This is a genomic window from Maricaulis sp., assembly GCF_030149425.1.
In the GTDB taxonomy this organism is placed as follows: Bacteria; Pseudomonadota; Alphaproteobacteria; order Caulobacterales; family Maricaulaceae; genus Maricaulis.
Map to the genome: position 1 here is coordinate 89,884 of NZ_JASBRQ010000088.1, position 14,902 is coordinate 104,785.

At 61.8% G+C, this 14,902-nt stretch carries 17 protein-coding genes and 1 pseudogene; 6 read left to right on the forward strand and 12 right to left on the reverse strand.

What is annotated here, in order from left to right:
- Window positions 1-157: 157 nt before the first annotated feature.
- Window positions 158-757: a DNA-3-methyladenine glycosylase I gene (locus tag Q1V57_RS15600; RefSeq protein WP_300532667.1), complete on the forward strand. Its 600-nt coding sequence runs from the start codon at window positions 158-160 to the stop codon at window positions 755-757.
- Here the strand turns inward: Q1V57_RS15600 and Q1V57_RS15980 are convergent.
- The 3 genes and pseudogenes from Q1V57_RS15980 to Q1V57_RS15610 all read right to left on the reverse strand — a co-directional run bounded on the left by Q1V57_RS15980 (window position 754) and on the right by Q1V57_RS15610 (window position 2,557).
- Window positions 754-1,236 (reverse strand): helix-turn-helix domain-containing protein, encoded by a 483-nt coding sequence (locus Q1V57_RS15980; RefSeq protein ID WP_366145181.1) that lies wholly within the window; start codon window positions 1,234-1,236, stop codon window positions 754-756. The two genes, Q1V57_RS15600 and Q1V57_RS15980, sit on opposite strands and share 4 nt — an antisense overlap.
- Window positions 1,216-1,740, reverse strand: a pseudogene (locus tag Q1V57_RS15985) (DNA-3-methyladenine glycosylase I); the annotation flags it as partial. The pseudogene Q1V57_RS15985 and the gene Q1V57_RS15980, both read right to left, overlap by 21 nt.
- Window positions 1,741-1,750: 10 nt before the next feature.
- Window positions 1,751-2,557 carry a hypothetical protein gene (locus Q1V57_RS15610; RefSeq protein WP_300532670.1) on the reverse strand — a complete coding sequence of 269 codons (807 nt, stop codon included), beginning with the start codon at window positions 2,555-2,557 and terminating at the stop codon, window positions 1,751-1,753.
- A 66-nt stretch (window positions 2,558-2,623) separates the two neighbouring features.
- Here Q1V57_RS15610 and Q1V57_RS15615 point away from each other — a divergent pair, with 66 nt between their 5' ends.
- The 3 genes from Q1V57_RS15615 to Q1V57_RS15625 are packed head-to-tail and all read left to right on the forward strand — an operon-like array spanning window position 2,624 to window position 5,707.
- A complete protein-coding gene (locus tag Q1V57_RS15615) occupies window positions 2,624-3,583 on the forward strand; it encodes a glycosyltransferase family 9 protein (protein WP_300532672.1) in 960 nt (319 codons plus the stop codon).
- A complete protein-coding gene (locus Q1V57_RS15620; RefSeq protein WP_300532674.1) occupies window positions 3,580-4,920 on the forward strand; it encodes a dihydroorotase in 1,341 nt (446 codons plus the stop codon). The genes Q1V57_RS15615 and Q1V57_RS15620 overlap by 4 nt, the downstream gene beginning before the upstream one ends.
- Before the next feature lie 22 nt (window positions 4,921-4,942).
- Window positions 4,943-5,707: a hypothetical protein gene (locus Q1V57_RS15625; protein ID WP_300532676.1), complete on the forward strand. Its 765-nt coding sequence runs from the start codon at window positions 4,943-4,945 to the stop codon at window positions 5,705-5,707.
- A gap of 43 nt (window positions 5,708-5,750) precedes the next feature.
- Here Q1V57_RS15625 and Q1V57_RS15630 read toward each other — a convergent pair whose 3' ends face one another.
- From Q1V57_RS15630 to yaaA, 9 genes are all read right to left on the reverse strand, one after another.
- The gene (locus Q1V57_RS15630) at window positions 5,751-6,926 is read right to left on the reverse strand and encodes an ABC transporter permease (RefSeq protein WP_300532678.1); all 1,176 of its coding nucleotides are present in this window, start codon (window positions 6,924-6,926) and stop codon (window positions 5,751-5,753) included.
- A gap of 8 nt (window positions 6,927-6,934) precedes the next feature.
- The gene (locus Q1V57_RS15635; RefSeq protein WP_300532680.1) at window positions 6,935-8,086 is read right to left on the reverse strand and encodes an ABC transporter permease; all 1,152 of its coding nucleotides are present in this window, start codon (window positions 8,084-8,086) and stop codon (window positions 6,935-6,937) included.
- A complete protein-coding gene (locus Q1V57_RS15640) occupies window positions 8,086-8,772 on the reverse strand; it encodes an ABC transporter ATP-binding protein (RefSeq protein ID WP_300532682.1) in 687 nt (228 codons plus the stop codon). Before Q1V57_RS15640 ends, Q1V57_RS15635 begins: the two co-directional genes overlap by 1 nt.
- Before the next feature lie 51 nt (window positions 8,773-8,823).
- Window positions 8,824-9,858: an efflux RND transporter periplasmic adaptor subunit gene (locus Q1V57_RS15645; RefSeq protein ID WP_300532683.1), complete on the reverse strand. Its 1,035-nt coding sequence runs from the start codon at window positions 9,856-9,858 to the stop codon at window positions 8,824-8,826.
- Window positions 9,859-9,964: 106 nt separating this feature from the next.
- On the reverse strand, window positions 9,965-10,411 hold the full coding sequence (locus Q1V57_RS15650) for a TIGR02301 family protein (protein WP_300532685.1): 447 nt from the start codon (window positions 10,409-10,411) through the stop codon (window positions 9,965-9,967).
- 8 nt (window positions 10,412-10,419) lie between these two features.
- Complete coding sequence (locus Q1V57_RS15655; protein ID WP_300532687.1) at window positions 10,420-10,884, reverse strand: NUDIX hydrolase; 465 nt, start codon at window positions 10,882-10,884, stop codon at window positions 10,420-10,422.
- A complete protein-coding gene (locus tag Q1V57_RS15660) occupies window positions 10,869-11,669 on the reverse strand; it encodes a 3-hydroxybutyrate dehydrogenase (protein ID WP_300532688.1) in 801 nt (266 codons plus the stop codon). Before Q1V57_RS15660 ends, Q1V57_RS15655 begins: the two co-directional genes overlap by 16 nt.
- Before the next feature lie 340 nt (window positions 11,670-12,009).
- Entirely contained in the window at window positions 12,010-12,390 is a 381-nt protein-coding gene (locus Q1V57_RS15665) for a hypothetical protein (protein ID WP_300532690.1), read from the reverse strand.
- A 27-nt stretch (window positions 12,391-12,417) separates the two neighbouring features.
- Complete coding sequence (yaaA, locus tag Q1V57_RS15670; protein ID WP_300532692.1) at window positions 12,418-13,209, reverse strand: peroxide stress protein YaaA; 792 nt, start codon at window positions 13,207-13,209, stop codon at window positions 12,418-12,420.
- A 107-nt stretch (window positions 13,210-13,316) separates the two neighbouring features.
- Here yaaA and Q1V57_RS15675 point away from each other — a divergent pair, with 107 nt between their 5' ends.
- Window positions 13,317-14,387: an endonuclease/exonuclease/phosphatase family protein gene (locus tag Q1V57_RS15675; protein ID WP_300532694.1), complete on the forward strand. Its 1,071-nt coding sequence runs from the start codon at window positions 13,317-13,319 to the stop codon at window positions 14,385-14,387.
- Between the two features lie 23 nt (window positions 14,388-14,410).
- Entirely contained in the window at window positions 14,411-14,809 is a 399-nt protein-coding gene (locus Q1V57_RS15680; protein WP_300532696.1) for a GIY-YIG nuclease family protein, read from the forward strand.
- Window positions 14,810-14,902 lie beyond the last annotated feature (93 nt).

The window sequence follows — 14,902 nt, forward strand, 5'->3', positions numbered from 1 at the left end:
GCCGTCGAGATCGATATCGATCGAATGAGCGGCGCGCAGCATTGTGGACGTCGAGCTATCCGGCCCTCGATTTCAGCGCGAGGAGTGCCGTCCTTGGCAGTAGCTGATAGCTGCGTTTTCGAAGCGAGCGCGGTATTGAGGTCCCGGTCAGAAATGAATGGACGGAAACTCCGTGACGACACGCTGCGCCTGGGTGAATACGCCCGATCCGATCTATGCCGAGTACCACGACACCGAATGGGGTGTGCCCGAGTACGATAGTCGGGCGCTCTGGGAAAAGCTGATGCTGGATGGCTTTCAGGCCGGGTTGGCCTGGATCACGATCCTGAGAAAGCGCGAGACCATGCGCGCTGCCTTCGACGGTTTCGATCCGGACATCATCGCCCGCTACAGTGAGAGCGACCGCGAACGCTTGCTGGCTGATCCGGGGATCATTCGCTCGAAATCCAAGATTGATGCGGCGATCGGCAATGCGCAGGCCTATCTGGACATGCGCGAGCAGGGCCTCGATTTCTCGGACTACCTCTGGCAATTCGTCGACGGAACACCGATCCAGAACACCTACCAACAGCTATCGGACATTCCGACCAAAACGCCATTGAGTGAGACGATCTCGAAAGATCTCAAGAAGCGGGGATTCAAGTTCGTCGGGCCGACTATCGTCTACGCGTTTATGGAAGCCGTTGGGATGGTCAATGACCACGAAGTTTCGTGCCACCGGCACGACGCGGTCCGCGCGATGGCCGGGCACCGTTAGTGCAGGGTCGGTGAGGTCTGGAGTGTGAAGCGCTGCTCATTGCGTGCGAGCAATGCATCGAGCTTTGCGCGCCGTGATCGAGACGGCTCTTTTCCGCCTTCCCACTCCGCCAGGCTCGACTCGCTGCAGTCCAGCCATTGGGCCGCGCGCAGGCGTGACCAGCCCATCCGCGCGCGGAGGCGCTTCAATCGGTCGGAGAGCGCATCACCCGGAAGCCAGTCGTCAGTTCCCAGGAAAGCGATGATCGCAGGCATGTGCTCCATGCTCGGTACATGGTGCGCTTCCTCCCATTCCCGGAGAATTGCTGCGGTCACGCCGATCTGCTCGGCGGCTTCGACTTTCGTCAGCCTGAGTTGGTTTCGCCGCTCATGCAGCAGACGCCCGATCCCGTCTTCCGATACGCGGCAAGGCAGGGGGATCTGGGTGGCAAATGTGTGCGGCCGATTTGGGAAAAAGGGAACGCAGCCGACCGCCTGCATGAAGGCATAGACGATCACTGGCCCGACAAATTTGAAGCCGCGCTTTTTCAGATCCTTGGAAATCGCGGCGCTGAGCGCCGTATCGGTCGGCACGTCTTCAAGCGTGCGGAAGCTGTTCTGGATCGGTTGGCCGTCGACGAAGTCCCAGAGATAGTCGGAGAAATCGAGGCCCTGATCGCGCATCTCCAGATAGGCGCGGGCATTGCCGATGGCGGCATCAATCTTGGTCCTTGAGCGGATAATGCCGGGGTTCTGCAGCAGCTCAGCCTTCTTGGCCTCGCCATAACCGGCAATCAGCTCCGGCTCGAACCCGTCAAAGGCGTCGCGCAATGTGTCGCGCTTGCGCAGGATGGTGATCCAGGCGAGCCCGGCCTGGAAGCCGTCCAGCATCAGCTTCTCCCACAAGGCGCGGGCGTCGTATTCCGGCACGCCCCATTCGGTGTCGTGATAATGGGCATAGAGTTGATCGCCCTGGGTCACCCAGGCGCAGCGGTGTTCGGTCATGATGGCTCGGTCAGACTTTCTGTGGCGCCGGTTCCGGCTTGAGCGCGTCGGGAAGATCGATGCGCACTTCAATATCGCCGACCATGAGCGTTTCGCTCGCGGCTTCCAAGCGGTCCAGGCGCACCCTGCCGACAGCGTTATGTCCGGAGGCCGCGCTGATCTCGCCAATCGTTGATGACCCGGCCGTGATCGATGCGCCGGTTTGCAGTGGGGCGTCTGCCGCAACCGCGAGGGAACGCTTGCGAATGGTGCCGCGCCGTTTCATCCGCGATACGACTTCCTGGCCGATGAAACAGCCCTTGGTCCAGCCGACGCCGCCATAGACATCGAGATTGACGTCGGTGGGGAAGACCTCGGCCTCGCCGTAGTCGCGACCGAAGGCGGGAACGCCTTGGGGGATCTCGACCGCGTCGAGCGAGCGAATTTCCGTCCCGTCTGACGGCAGGATGGCCCGGAAGACACCCGTAAGCCGCGGATCGGTGGCGGCTCCGTCGAACGGAGATGGACTCCAGACCGGCATCAGCGCCTCATCCAGCGCGATCGCGACATCGGCTTTGAGCTTGTACAGTGTCAGGCGCTTCTTCAGGGCCTCGGCGGCGCTTTCATGCACATCCAGCCAGAGCCCGTCTGTGCGCCCGAAAATCATGAAGTCGGAAATGATCTTGCCCTGCGGGGTCAGCAAAGCCCCCGGCCGGCACTGGCCCGCCTCAAGGGTTTCGACATCGGCGGTGATGACGCGCTGCAGCAGTGAGCGGGCATCCGGGCCGGTCAGGGTGAGGATGGATCGGGCGGGCAGGCGGAAGAGTGTCTCGGTCATGTCATGGCATATGGCATTGCCTTGATGACTGGCCAAGAGGGCCGGTGCGGGTTATGCCCCGCTGGCATGGAACGGGTTTTGTTCATCACCTCGACACGGATCGGTGACGCGGTCATCAATTCCGGGCTCTTGCAGTACCTCATCGAGACCCGCCCGGAGGCGCGTTTCACCATTGCCTGCGGGCCTTTGGCTGCGCCCTTGTTCAAGGCTGTGCCGCGGCTCGACGAGATCATCGTCATGGCCAAGAAGAAGCGTGGCGGGCACTGGATCGATCTGTGGAAGCAGACCGTCGGCAAGCGCTGGGATCTGGTGGTCGATATCCGCTGTTCCGCGACCGGCTATTTCCTCAATGCCGGTGCGCGTCGCATTCTCAGCCAGTCCAAGACCCCGATCAACAAGGTGCTCGAGGCCGCCAGCGTGCTCGGGCTCGACCCGGCGCCCGACCCGGTTCTGTTCGTGTCCGAAGAGCGCCGTGCCGAGGCTGCCGGTATTCTCGATAATGCCCAGCCCTGGCTCGCCGTATGCCCGTCGGCCTCGGCGCCCTACAAGGTCTGGCCCGGTGACCGTTTCGCAGCGCTGATCGACCGGATGATCGCCGAGGACGGCCCCATGGCGGGCGCCAAGGTGGCGATATTCGGCGGACCGGGCGATGAAGCCGCCGCCGCGCCGATCCGCGAGGTGATCGCCAAGGACCGCTGGGTCGATCTGACCGGGCAATTGCCGCTTGACCTGGTGACGGCCTGTCTTGAACGTCCGCGGCTATATATCGGCAATGATAGCGGGCTGATGCACATCGCTGCTGCTGCCGGCACGCCGACGCTCGGCCTCATGGGCCCGACCGATGACCGGCTGTACGGCCCCTGGGGTGCGAACGCTTCGGTCGTGCGCGGCAGCACCTCTTACGCCGAACATTATGCGCGCTTTAAAGACAAGCGCCGTTTCCAGCCTGAAAGCCTGATGCTCGACCTCGACGTCGATGCGGCGTATCAGGCAGCCATAGATCTTTTCGAAAGGACCCAGTCATGAGCCAGACCTTCGATCTCCTGCTCAAGGGCGGCGAAGTGGTGAACCATGATGGTCGCGGCCGCGCCGATGTCGGTGTCCGTGACGGCAAGATTGTCGAAATCGGCGATCTCTCCCAGGCCTCGGCCGGTGAGGTGTTTGATTGCACGGGTCTGCATGTCTTGCCCGGCGTGATCGACAGCCAGGTCCATTTCCGCGAGCCGGGCATGGAGTGGAAAGAGGATCTGGAATCGGGGTCGCGCTGTGCGGTTCTGGGCGGTGTCACGGCGGTGTTCGAAATGCCTAATACCGAGCCGACCACGACCGAGCCGGACAAGTTGACCGACAAGCTCAAGCGCGCGCATCACCGCATGCATTGCGACCACGCTTTTTACGCAGGAGCGACGAGCGAGAATTACAACATCCTGCCGGAAATGGAGCGCATGCTCGGCTGCTGCGGCGTCAAGGTCTTCATGGGCGCCTCAACCGGCTCGCTCCTGGTTGCCGATGATGAGGGCGTCGAGCGCGTTCTGCGGGCTATCAAGCGCCGCGCCGCCTTCCATTCGGAGGACGAATACCGTCTGACTGAGCGCCGCAGCCTGGCCGTTGAAGGTGACTGGACCAGCCACCCGGTGGTGCGCGACCCGGAAGCCGCGATGATGTCGACCAAACGCCTGGTGCGCCTGGCCCGCAAGACCGGCAAGCGCATCCATGTGCTGCACATCTCCACTGCCGAGGAGATGGAATTCCTGGCCCATCACCGCGATATCGCATCCGTGGAAGCCACGCCGCAGCATCTCACCCTGGAAGCGCCGGGTATTTACGAAGAGATCAAGGGCCGCGCCCAGATGAACCCGCCCGTGCGTGAGCGTCATCACATCGAAGGCCTGTGGCGCGGCATCGAGCGCGGTGTGGTCGATGTCATCGGATCTGACCACGCCCCGCATACGCTGGAAGAAAAGGCGCGCCCCTATCCGCAAAGCCCGTCCGGCATGCCGGGCGTGCAGACGCTGGTCCCGGTCATGCTCGACCACGTCAATGCCGGCCGTTTGAGCCTGGAGCGTTTCGTCGATCTGACCTCGCACGGCGCCCAGCGCATTTTCGGTATCGCCCACAAGGGCCGCATGGCGGCTGGCTGGGATGCTGACTTCACCCTGGTCGACATGAACCATTCGCGTGAGATCACCGATGAGTGGTCGGCCTCGAAGTCCGGTTGGACGCCTTTCCACGGCCGCACCGTCAAGGGCTGGCCGATGGCGACCATCGTGCGCGGCAAAATCGTCATGCGCGATGATGAGCTGGTTGGTCCGAGCCAGGGCGAGCCGGTGAAATTCATGGAAGCGCTTCCGGAAGACGCCTAAGCGAAGATCAGGAGACTGTCCGGTGAGTGAGCGTCAGAGCTTTTATTTTTTCGATATCGACGAAAACATCCTCCACCTGCCGACCCGGATTCACCTGTTGAATACGGTGACCGGTGAGGAGCGGGCCATGCGCCAGCACGAGTATGAGGAGATCCGCTCCTATCTCGGCGTGCCGGGGCTGTGGGAGGATTGGGCCGATCCGCCGGCGCGCTCCTATCGCGAATTTGCCGACGGCAAGGATCGTCATGGCGAGGAGTATTTCTGGCGCGATATCCGCCGTGCGCTCGACACCGCCAACTGGCGCGGCCCGTCCTGGAAGATTTTCAAATACGCCGTGCTCAAGGGCCGTCCGGTCTCCATCATCACCGCCCGTCAGCATTCGCGCGAAGTGATCCGGCAGGGCATTAAAATGCTCGTCGATGCGGGCCATTTGCCGGAGGAACCGAACTATATCTCGATCTATCCGGTCTCCAATCTGGATGTGCGCGAGGAGCTCGGGCCGCATCTGACCACCGCAGGTCTCAAGCGCATGGCGATCCGCAAATGTGTCGAGGCCGGGTTGGAAAAGTTCGGCCGTAATCTGCCGCACTCCTTTGGCATGTCCGACGATGATCTCAAGAATGTCGATCTGATCACCTCGGCCATGCTGGAAGCCAAGCTGGACTATCCGGAAAAGCGCTTCTTCGTCATCTCCACCAATCGCCGCCGCCACGTGAAAATGGAAATCCTCCCCCCGCACAAGGATGAGGAAAAGCTGCGCGCCGCCGAGGACGCCTATTACGGCTAACTAGCCTCGGTCATTCGTCCCTGGCGCATCAGCCCCCGGGGCACTAACCCCGGTGCACCGCCAGGATCGGCATGCGCGCGGCCCGGATGGCGGGGAAAATTCCGCCGAGGAAGCCGACGATAACCGCGAGCACGATGCCGGTGACAATCGAGTCGGATGTCACCGACAGGTCGAACACGACCTGGGTGAAACTGTCGCCCAGTCCCTGGAAGCTCAGCCCGTTGAAGAATACCGCGGCGATGGCGGTCCCGACCGCGCCGCCAATGGCAGACAGCATGACCGCTTCGGCCATGGTGCCGATAAAGGCGGAGAAGCCGGAAAAGCCGATCGCGCGCAGGGTGGCGATTTCACGGGCGCGGGCATCGACCGAGGAGTAGAGCGTGTTCCAGGCCCCCGCCAGAGCGCCGATCGCCATGACGATTGAAAGCGGCCAGCCGAGGCTGGAAATCACGCCTGCGGTTCCGGAGGACTGGCCGGCGAAGAACTCGGCCTCGGTCTGGACGTCGAGATTCAGCCGCGGCTCGTTTTCGACATAGGCTTGCAATTGCTCCAGACCGCCGGGCGAGGTGAGCCGGGCGCGCACCGATTGCACGCTGGATCCGCGCTGATAGAGGTTCTGAAGCACGCCGAGATCGGACCAGACTTCACTGTCGAAAACAGTGCCGCCGGTCGAGAAAATCCCCACCACGGTCCAGTTATTGGTGCCCAGGCGGATTTCCTGGCCCAGCTCGAAGCCGAGAAACTCCCGCTGCACCCCTTCGCCGACAATCAGCTCGGCTGCGCCGGGGCTGAACATGCGGCCTTCGACCAGGCTAAAGCCCTGACGCATGGACGGACCATTGGCCTCCAGGCCCCGCAGGCCGATATTGGCCTCGGTCTGGGCGCCGCGCAGCACGCCATCGACGATGACGTAAAGCTCGGCCGAGATGATGCCATTATCGGTCTCATCGCGGGCGACACCATCGGCAACTTCGATCAGGCGGGCCTGGTCACGCGACAGGCCGCTATTGAGCTCGGCCTGGGAGCCTTCGCGCAACATGATGGCGATATCCTCCGCACCGCTGCGTTCGGCGGTGGCCCGGAAGCCATTGCCGATGGCCTGGAAGCCCAGGAGCACGGCCACGACCAGGGCGACAGCGCCGATTGTGGCCGTCGACATGCCCAGGCGGCGCGGGATGGATCTCAGATTGAGGGAGATGACGGCGAGGGTCTGGCGCATATCCGGTCCTATCCCTTCGAGAAGGCGTCGATGATTTTCAGCCGCAGGGCTGAGGCCGCGGGGATCAGCCCGGTGATCAGCCCAAACAGCAACATCAGTCCAACCGCGGAGGCGGCGATTTCAAAGGTGATGACAATGGGCGGGAAGGCATCGCCCAGCCCGGCTTCCGCGGCCATCAGCAGTCCGGCCGCCAGGCCGAGCCCGATCAGGCCCCCGAGCAGGGAGAGGAAGACCGACTCTGCCAGCACCAGTCCGAACACGGCATTATTGCGGAAGCCCAGCGTCTTGAGCACGCCGATCTCCTTGGTGCGCTCGGCAATGGCCAGCACCATGGTTGTGCCGACAATGATCAGGATGGAGACGAAGGCCGCGCCGATCACCAGGGACAGGATGGTGGCGATATCGCCGAACTGTTCCAGGAAAGCCTGGTTGAAAGCGGCTTCGGTCGAGGTTTCCGTTTCGGCCGAGGAGTTGGCGAACATGTCGTCAATACCGCGTGAAACGCTCTCATTAAGCGCTGCGTCCTCGGTCAAAAGCACGAACCAGCCCAGGCTGTTGCCACCGAAACTCGCGGTCTCGCGGAACAGCTCATAGTGCAGCAAAACGGCGCCGGCGCCGGCTGTATCGGCGGTCGAGGTATAGATGGCGCAGACTTCCAGTTGCCAGGCCTCGGCCCCGTCAGCACGAGTGAAGATATTGCTCTGCAGTGGAATCCGATCACCGACCGACCAGCCATATTGCTCGGCAATCGGTGCACCGGCGGCCATGCAGGTGCGGTCGGAAATGAAACGCGCGCGTTGTTCCGCGGGCATGGTGAATTCGGGATAGACGGTGAACCAGCTTTCCGGCTCCACCGCAAAAGACGTCACCACATTGGTCGGCTCGCGGAAATAACCGCCGAACCAGTTGGCATGACTGGCGGCGACTATGCCGTCCACGCTCTGCAGCCGGTTGTAATAGGCGTAGGGCAGGGGCTGGGTGAAGTTGATCTTGTTCAGCGTCACCAGGCGCGTCGGGGCCTGGGGCGGGTCTTCCCAGAACTGATTGAACGCGCCCAGGGCGCCGTACAGAAGGAAGGCAATCGCGATCGACAGCAGCAGCAGGGTCGAGCGGGTCTTCTTGCGGAACAGGTTCTTGCGGACGAGGGTGAGCCGGTTCATCAGGCGTTCTCCTTCGCCACGAAACGTCCCTTGTCCAGGTGCAGTTCCTTGCTGGCATAACCGGCGGCGGCCGGGTCGTGCGTGACCATGACGATGGTCTTGTTCATCTCCTTATTGAGGAGCTGCAGTGTTTCCAGCACTTCGTCGGCGGTAGACCGGTCAAGGTCGCCTGTCGGTTCGTCGGCGAGCAGGACTTTCGGGTCAGCGACAATGGCGCGAGCGATGCCAACGCGCTGTTGCTGACCGCCGGAGAGCTGGGCCGGGCGGTGACCGGCGCGGTCCTCAATGCCGACAATCTCCAGCGCGGTACGGACCCGGCGCTTGCGTTCCTTCGGGGAGAGATTGGTCAAAAGCAGGGGAAGCTCGACATTCTGCGCCGCCGAGAGCGTTTCCATCAGATTGTAGAACTGGAAGATGAAGCCGACATTGGCCGAGCGCCAGCGCGCCAGATTGCCCTCTGAGAGCTTGTCGACCCGTACGCCCTCGCACTCGACAGAACCGGTGGACGGGCGGTCGATACCGCCCAGAAGGTTCAGAAGCGTCGTCTTGCCCGAACCGGACGGGCCCATGATGGCGATGAATTCACCCTGCTCAATCGTCATGTTGAGCTCTTCGAAAATGGTGATGCTCTCCCGCCCCCTGGTATAGCGCTTGGACAGATCCGTCAGCGTGTAAAGGGCGGTCATGGGCGTCTTCCTCTCGGTTATTCGAATTCGACTTTAATATGCAAAGTGCTTTTACTCAATGAAGGTCACGCGGGCGGCCATATCGGGCAGGATGCGATCATCGCGTTCCTCGAAGGCGACGCGCACGGTGATGGTGGCGCGGCTGCGATCGGCAGTCGGGATAATGGCCTCGACACGGGCCGGGATACGCCAGTCCGGGTAAGCGTCGAGCCGGGCTTCGACCTGCTGGCCCGGCATCACCCGGCCGATCTGGCCTTCATTGACATCGACCTCAATCTCCAGCGAGGCCATGTCGACCAGAGTCGCAACCCCGGTCCGGGTGAAGCCTCCGCCGGCAGAAGCCGGGGACAGGATTTCACCAACCTGGGCATTCTTGGCGATCACCACACCGGCAAAGGGCGCGCGCACGATATGGCGGTCGATCAGGTCCTCCTGCGCGCGGATCTGCTGGCGCGAGGTTTCCGCATCGGCATTGGCGGCGATGATCTGGGCGTTCAGGCTCTGAACGCGGGCACGGGCGGCGGTGGTATTGGCGACCGAGCCGATTTCCCGCTCCTCCAGCCGCTCCGCCCGTTCCAGCACGCGCCGGGCTTCGGCCAGATCGGCATTCAGCGCCGAACGGCGGGCATTGGCGGCATCGAGCTGGGAGCGCAGCAGGTCGAGCTGGATATTGGCGCGTTCATCATCGAGCCGGGCGACCACTTCGCCTTCCTCGACGACGGTGCCTTCCTCGATCAGCACATCCTGGATGCGGCCGGTAATCTCGGCGGACACGGTCGCCTGGCGCCGGGCAACGACATAGCCGGACGCGACCAGGCCGCTGGCGCGGGGTTCGCGGCGGGGCGCCGGGGTGGCTGCGGGGGCGGGTTCGCTCGGCGTCGTAGCCGGGGCCGGTGTCGTCGCTGCCGGCTGAACCGGGGCGGGCGCTTCTTCGCCCGGACGCATCAGATACCAGGTTCCCCCGGCGCCAAGCGCTGCGGAGACCAGGATTGCCGTGATAACCGTTGTCGCGCCGGCACCGCGCGGGCCGTCATCATAGCTGCGGTCAATACTCAGGGACTCCAGCTTGGCTTTGCGGTCCGACATCACTTACCCCCTCGCAAACAGACGCGTGACAGGATTTGTACCCGCCAAGCGGGCAAAGCGGAATGGGAATTTTCCCGTTACTTGTCCGCCTTGCCGAAAAAACCTGTCAGTCGAAATAGGCCGAGCGCATCATCTCGGAAAGGTCGCGGCCGCGATGAGCCAGGGCACGACGTTCGGCATCCGCCTGCGGGCCGCAAATGGCGCGGAAACGTTGCTGTTCGCGATAGCCGTCATTGAATTCGTCGATCAACCGGTCGCGGCGGCGACTATTGTCCGGCGCTTCGGCGGCGAGAAGGGCGATCATCTGCGTGCGCCAGGTCTGCGCATCCGGTCCCTCGCAGGCGTAGGCGAGATAGTGCAGCTCGCCCAGCGTATAGGCGAGATAGGGCAGGATACGATCAACATCGATATTGGGCTCGGCGCGCTGCGGGCGTTCCGGCTGGGCAGAGCCGAAATTCTCGAAGGCGGGCTGTGGATTGCCCCGTCCCGGCTTTTGAGCCAGGGCTTCGCTGCCGCAGAAAAGAAGGGCCGATATCAGCAGGAGTGCGCGCATCCGGCGCATCATGCGCCCGATTGTGGCGCAGGCATGGCGCGGATCATGGCCGCGGCCCGGCTGATCACATCGCGGGTCTTGTCCCAGCGGGTCAGGGCGATGGCCTGTTCAAAGGGAAAGAAAGCGGCTTCATCGACATCATCATCGGCAACCGGCTCGCCGCTGATCCAGCGCGCGGCGTAATCAATCAGCAGATAATGCCAATCGCCGGGCTGGCCGGGCTCGCGTTGGCCGATACTGTCGACGACATCGATCAGACCGGCGATCTCGGCTGTGACGCCGGTCTCTTCGGTGAGCTCACGCAGGGCCGCCTCAGCCGAGGTCTCACCATATTCGATCTTGCCGCCCGGGATCGACCACTCACCCTTGTAAGGCGGCTTGCCGCGTTTGATCAGCAGCACTTCTTCGCCGCGAATGACCACGACGCCGGCTCCGGCAACAGGCCGTTTGATGTCTGTTATTTGGCTGTCCATCCGCCGTCCACGCTGATCCAGGAGCCGTTCATATTCGCTCCCGCATCAGACACGATATAGAGCAGCGCGCCAGCAAGTTCTTCATAGGTGACAAATTTCTTCGTCGGTTGCGCTGCCAGCATGACATCACGCACCACGTCCTCCTCGGAAATCCCCCGTGCCTTGGCCGTATCGGCGATCTGGTTCTCCACCAGCGGCGTCTTCACATAACCGGGGCAGATGGCGTTGCAGGTAATGCCCTGTTCTGCGACTTCTAGGGCCAGGGTCTTGGTAAAGCCCATCACCCCGTGCTTGGCCGCGACATAGGCTGACTTGAAGGGTGAAGCGACGAGGCCGTGGGCCGAGGCCAGGTTCACGATCCGCCCGCGCCCGGCCTTTTTCATGTGCGGAATGGCGGCCTTGGCGGCATGGAAAACCGAGGACAGGTTGATGCCGATAATGGCGTCCCACTTGGCTGCGGGAAACTCCTCCACGGGGGCGACATTCTGGATACCGGCATTATTCATCAAAATGTCGAGCTGGCCGAACTCGGCGGCGGTGGAATTGACCAGATCGGCGATCTCGTCCGGCTTGAGCATGTTGGCGCCGTGATAGCGCACCTCCACGCCATGATCGGCAGCGATACGGGCCCGCAAGGCCTCGATTTCAGCACTGTCTCCGAGCCCGTTGAGCACGACATGCGCACCATTTTGCGCCAGCGCCTCGGCCATGGCCGCGCCAATGCCGCTGGTCGAGCCCGTGACAATGGCCACCTGGCCGGACAAATCGGTACGGATCCCAGACATGAACCACCTTTCAACTTTGCTTTGGGGCAAGAAAGGGGATCAGACGCGGGAGGTCAAGGGAGAGGGACGGTTCACGAGAGTTGTGCAACCTATGCGAGCGTTTGTGCTAAAATGAAAGCGCCGGCCAATCCAGGCCGGCGCCAATCCAAGGAGGGAGATTTGTTTCGTTTACCGAAATGCTCTCTCGTCCTTCTGGTGAAAAGAGAACGGATAGGCGGCTGGAAGGTCGTTATCCGTATCTCAATCGCCTAAAGGGCGGCCAAAGGGGGCAGAGGCACCTGTCCCCGGCGGCCCTTGGACCATAACACAGGAAGAGAGGAGAGTGGAGAGACTGAAATCGTTATGTGACGTTGAGGATCGCCTGCCCAATCGCGCGGACTCGCAGGCGCATGGCGCGGCGCAAATCGGAGGCGAGTTCGTCGGGTGCGGCGAGGATCTCGTAGACTTCGACATGATGGTTCGGCTGATATGTGAAGCCCCGATTACCGTGCGATCTGACAAACACCCGATGAATTCCACATCCATCAGCTGACTTGATTGCTCCCGGATTATTCGGAACGACGTTCACGCCCAAGGATTCTGAAGGCTCGCCGTCCAGCAGATAAGCGAGCGCGCGGTCGCTTGCGAGGACATCAAACTCAGCGTTGGCAATCCGATAGTTTTCACGATCAATCGTGCCGCTGAGGAATTTGATTGTGCCTGGGCGCGGGCTGGAGTTCATCACGCCGCATCCTCCGGAAGTGACCGTCTAAGCCGCCCTCTTCCCCGCCGCAGCCGGTTGCGGGCGGGTGAACAAGAGGTCGCCGGGCTTGGAGCCGTCTTCGACGAAGCGGTACCCGCCCGCATCAAACTTGACCAGATCAGCCGGGTCGGTGACGCGGTTTTCGATCACCCAGCGGGCCATCATGCCGCGGGCCTTCTTGGCGTAGACCATGAGGGCGCGGAGTTGGCCGTCTTTTTCTTCCTTGAAGGTGGCGGTGATGACCTTGGCCTTGAGTGCTTTCTTGTCGACGGACTTGAAATACTCGTTCGAGGCCAGGTTCAAAACGACCGGCTCGTCCTCGCCCTCCATGGCGGCGTTGAGATCCTTGGCGATCAGCGTGCCCCAGAAATCATACAGGCTCTCGCCGCGGCGGGTGTGCAGCTTGCGGCCCATTTCCAGGCGGTAGGGGTGAATGGCATCGAGCGGTTTCAGCGTGCCATACATGCCCGACAGAAGGCGCAGGTGGTCCTGGGCCCAGTTGAGGTCGTCCTCGGACAGGCTGGCCGCATCGAGACCGCGATAAACCTCGCCATTAAAGGCGAAGGCGGCCTGTTTCTCACCGGGCTGTTCTGCATCGAAAGCCTGGAAACGTTCGCGGTTGAGCTGGGCGAGGTCGTCAGAGATGCCCATCATCGCCTTGATCTTGGACGCGCTCAGCCCGCGCGTGGTTTTCGACAGGATACGTGTTTCGTCGATCAACGCCGGCGTGGTCGCGGGCAGATCGCGCTCCAGCGGGTCGAAATTCATGTTCTTGGCGGGCGACAACAAAACCAGCATGGATCGAATCTCCTTCTTGGCCCCAACATAGGTCTCGCACCCGGGCGATTCCAGTGGTCTGCATCGCGCTTAGGTAGTATCGTGCAGCTTCGCTAAAGGGGGACGCGATGCCATTCTTTTACGACCTCGACAAATCCAAACCGGAAGATGCCCGCACCGCGGAGCGTTTGCTGGCGCTGGACGAAAAACTGAGCGCGGAAATTCCAGCCAAGACGCTGGACGATACCTTGTTGCTGGCGACCTGGAATATCCGCGAATTTGATAGTCCGGCCTACGGAAAACGCAGGTCCGAGCCTTATCACTACATCGCCGAGATCATCTCCCGTTTCGATATTGTCGCCATCCAGGAGGTCCGCCTGGAAACCGAGCCGCTCGACAAGCTTCGCGGCCTTCTCGGTCGATGGTGGAATTATCTGGTGACCGATGTCACCGGTGGCACCAAGGGCAATAAGGAGCGGATGGCCTTCTTCTACGACACCCGCAAGGTGCGGTTTGGCGGGCTGGCGGGTGAGGTGGTGCTACCGCCGATCGAGACCCGCGATGCCAACCGCAAGAAGGTCTATACCCCGGTCAAACAGCTCGCCCGGACGCCCTATCTCGTCGGTTTCGAGGCGGGTTGGTTCAAATTCATGCTTTCCACCGTGCATATCGTCTATGGCACCTCCAGGGCGGAAGACCCGGAACGGGAAAAGGAAATCCGTCAGATCGCCAAAACCATGGCCGAGCGGGCCGGGCAAAAGCACGCCTGGGCCGAAAACATCATCCTGCTGGGCGATTTCAATATTTTCGATCCGGATGATGTCACTTTCCAGGCGCTCACCGATGAGGGCTTCACCATCCCCGACGCGCTGCAACAGGTCACCAATGTCGGCAAGAAAGAGCGCTTCTTTGACCAGATTGCCTTCATGACCCCGAAAGCGCCCGCCGACCAGCTGATCAAGGCCGGCGCCTTCAACTTTTTCGATGTCGTCTACCGCGAACAGGATGAGGCGCTCTATATCGATGCCATGGGCAAGCGCTATCACGAGAATTCAAAAGGCGAGGCCCGCGATGCGGCCGGCAAAGCCAGCTATTTCAAGACTTATTGGCGCACCCACCAGATGTCCGATCACCTGCCGCTCTGGGCCGCGCTGAAGATCGATTTCGGGCGGGAGTATCTGAACGCTGTGAAGGGGTGAAGCAGTCTCTTTCAGCCACCGTCATGCCCCGGTTTATCCGGGGCACCTCAACGCTGCGCTATCCGTATGAACTCTCCCCGCACATCGAAGGCACAACCCCGCAAAACCCGTTCTGCGTCGCGGATCGAGATGCCGAGAACATCATCGCTGTCTATATGATGAGCAGCCGTTTTGATGGGCCAATCTATACCGGTGTGACCAAGAATCTTGTTCGCCGGGTTGGCCAGCACAAGATGGGTGAGGGGGCCCGCTTCACGACCAAGTATAGCTGTACATCCCTGATTTGGTGGGAGCGGCATTGGTCTCTGGTCGAGGCCAACCAGCGTGAGCGGCGGATCAAGAAATGGCCCCGGCAGTGGAAGGTCAATCTGATCGAAGCCGAAAATCCCGAGTGGCGCGATCTTTGGCGTGGTCTGTTTTGAGCTCCCCCGGATAAACCGGGGGATAGCGGTCTTGTGTGTGTCGCAAACGTCTCAAAATTCCGTCATGCCCCGGTTTATCCGGGGCACCTCAAC

What these genes read in the sequence shown, in the direction of transcription:
- Q1V57_RS15665 (WP_300532690.1), bottom strand. Translation starts at nt 12,390, where the DNA reads ATGAACTCCAGCCCGCGCCCAGGCACAATCAAATTCCTCAGCGGCACG.
- Q1V57_RS15645 (WP_300532683.1), bottom strand. Translation starts at nt 9,858, where the DNA reads ATGTCGGACCGCAAAGCCAAGCTGGAGTCCCTGAGTATTGACCGCAGC.
- Q1V57_RS15650 (WP_300532685.1), bottom strand. Translation starts at nt 10,411, where the DNA reads ATGCGCGCACTCCTGCTGATATCGGCCCTTCTTTTCTGCGGCAGCGAA.
- Q1V57_RS15640 (WP_300532682.1), bottom strand. Translation starts at nt 8,772, where the DNA reads ATGACCGCCCTTTACACGCTGACGGATCTGTCCAAGCGCTATACCAGG.
- Q1V57_RS15660 (WP_300532688.1), bottom strand. Translation starts at nt 11,669, where the DNA reads ATGTCTGGGATCCGTACCGATTTGTCCGGCCAGGTGGCCATTGTCACG.
- Q1V57_RS15980 (WP_366145181.1), bottom strand. Translation starts at nt 1,236, where the DNA reads ATGCAGGCGGTCGGCTGCGTTCCCTTTTTCCCAAATCGGCCGCACACA.
- Q1V57_RS15610 (WP_300532670.1), bottom strand. Translation starts at nt 2,557, where the DNA reads ATGACCGAGACACTCTTCCGCCTGCCCGCCCGATCCATCCTCACCCTG.
- Q1V57_RS15600 (WP_300532667.1), top strand. Translation starts at nt 158, where the DNA reads ATGGACGGAAACTCCGTGACGACACGCTGCGCCTGGGTGAATACGCCC.
- Q1V57_RS15620 (WP_300532674.1), top strand. Translation starts at nt 3,580, where the DNA reads ATGAGCCAGACCTTCGATCTCCTGCTCAAGGGCGGCGAAGTGGTGAAC.
- yaaA (WP_300532692.1), bottom strand. Translation starts at nt 13,209, where the DNA reads ATGCTGGTTTTGTTGTCGCCCGCCAAGAACATGAATTTCGACCCGCTG.
- Q1V57_RS15680 (WP_300532696.1), top strand. Translation starts at nt 14,411, where the DNA reads ATGCCCCGGTTTATCCGGGGCACCTCAACGCTGCGCTATCCGTATGAA.
- Q1V57_RS15635 (WP_300532680.1), bottom strand. Translation starts at nt 8,086, where the DNA reads ATGAACCGGCTCACCCTCGTCCGCAAGAACCTGTTCCGCAAGAAGACC.
- Q1V57_RS15655 (WP_300532687.1), bottom strand. Translation starts at nt 10,884, where the DNA reads ATGGACAGCCAAATAACAGACATCAAACGGCCTGTTGCCGGAGCCGGC.
- Q1V57_RS15675 (WP_300532694.1), top strand. Translation starts at nt 13,317, where the DNA reads ATGCCATTCTTTTACGACCTCGACAAATCCAAACCGGAAGATGCCCGC.
- Q1V57_RS15630 (WP_300532678.1), bottom strand. Translation starts at nt 6,926, where the DNA reads ATGCGCCAGACCCTCGCCGTCATCTCCCTCAATCTGAGATCCATCCCG.
- Q1V57_RS15615 (WP_300532672.1), top strand. Translation starts at nt 2,624, where the DNA reads ATGGAACGGGTTTTGTTCATCACCTCGACACGGATCGGTGACGCGGTC.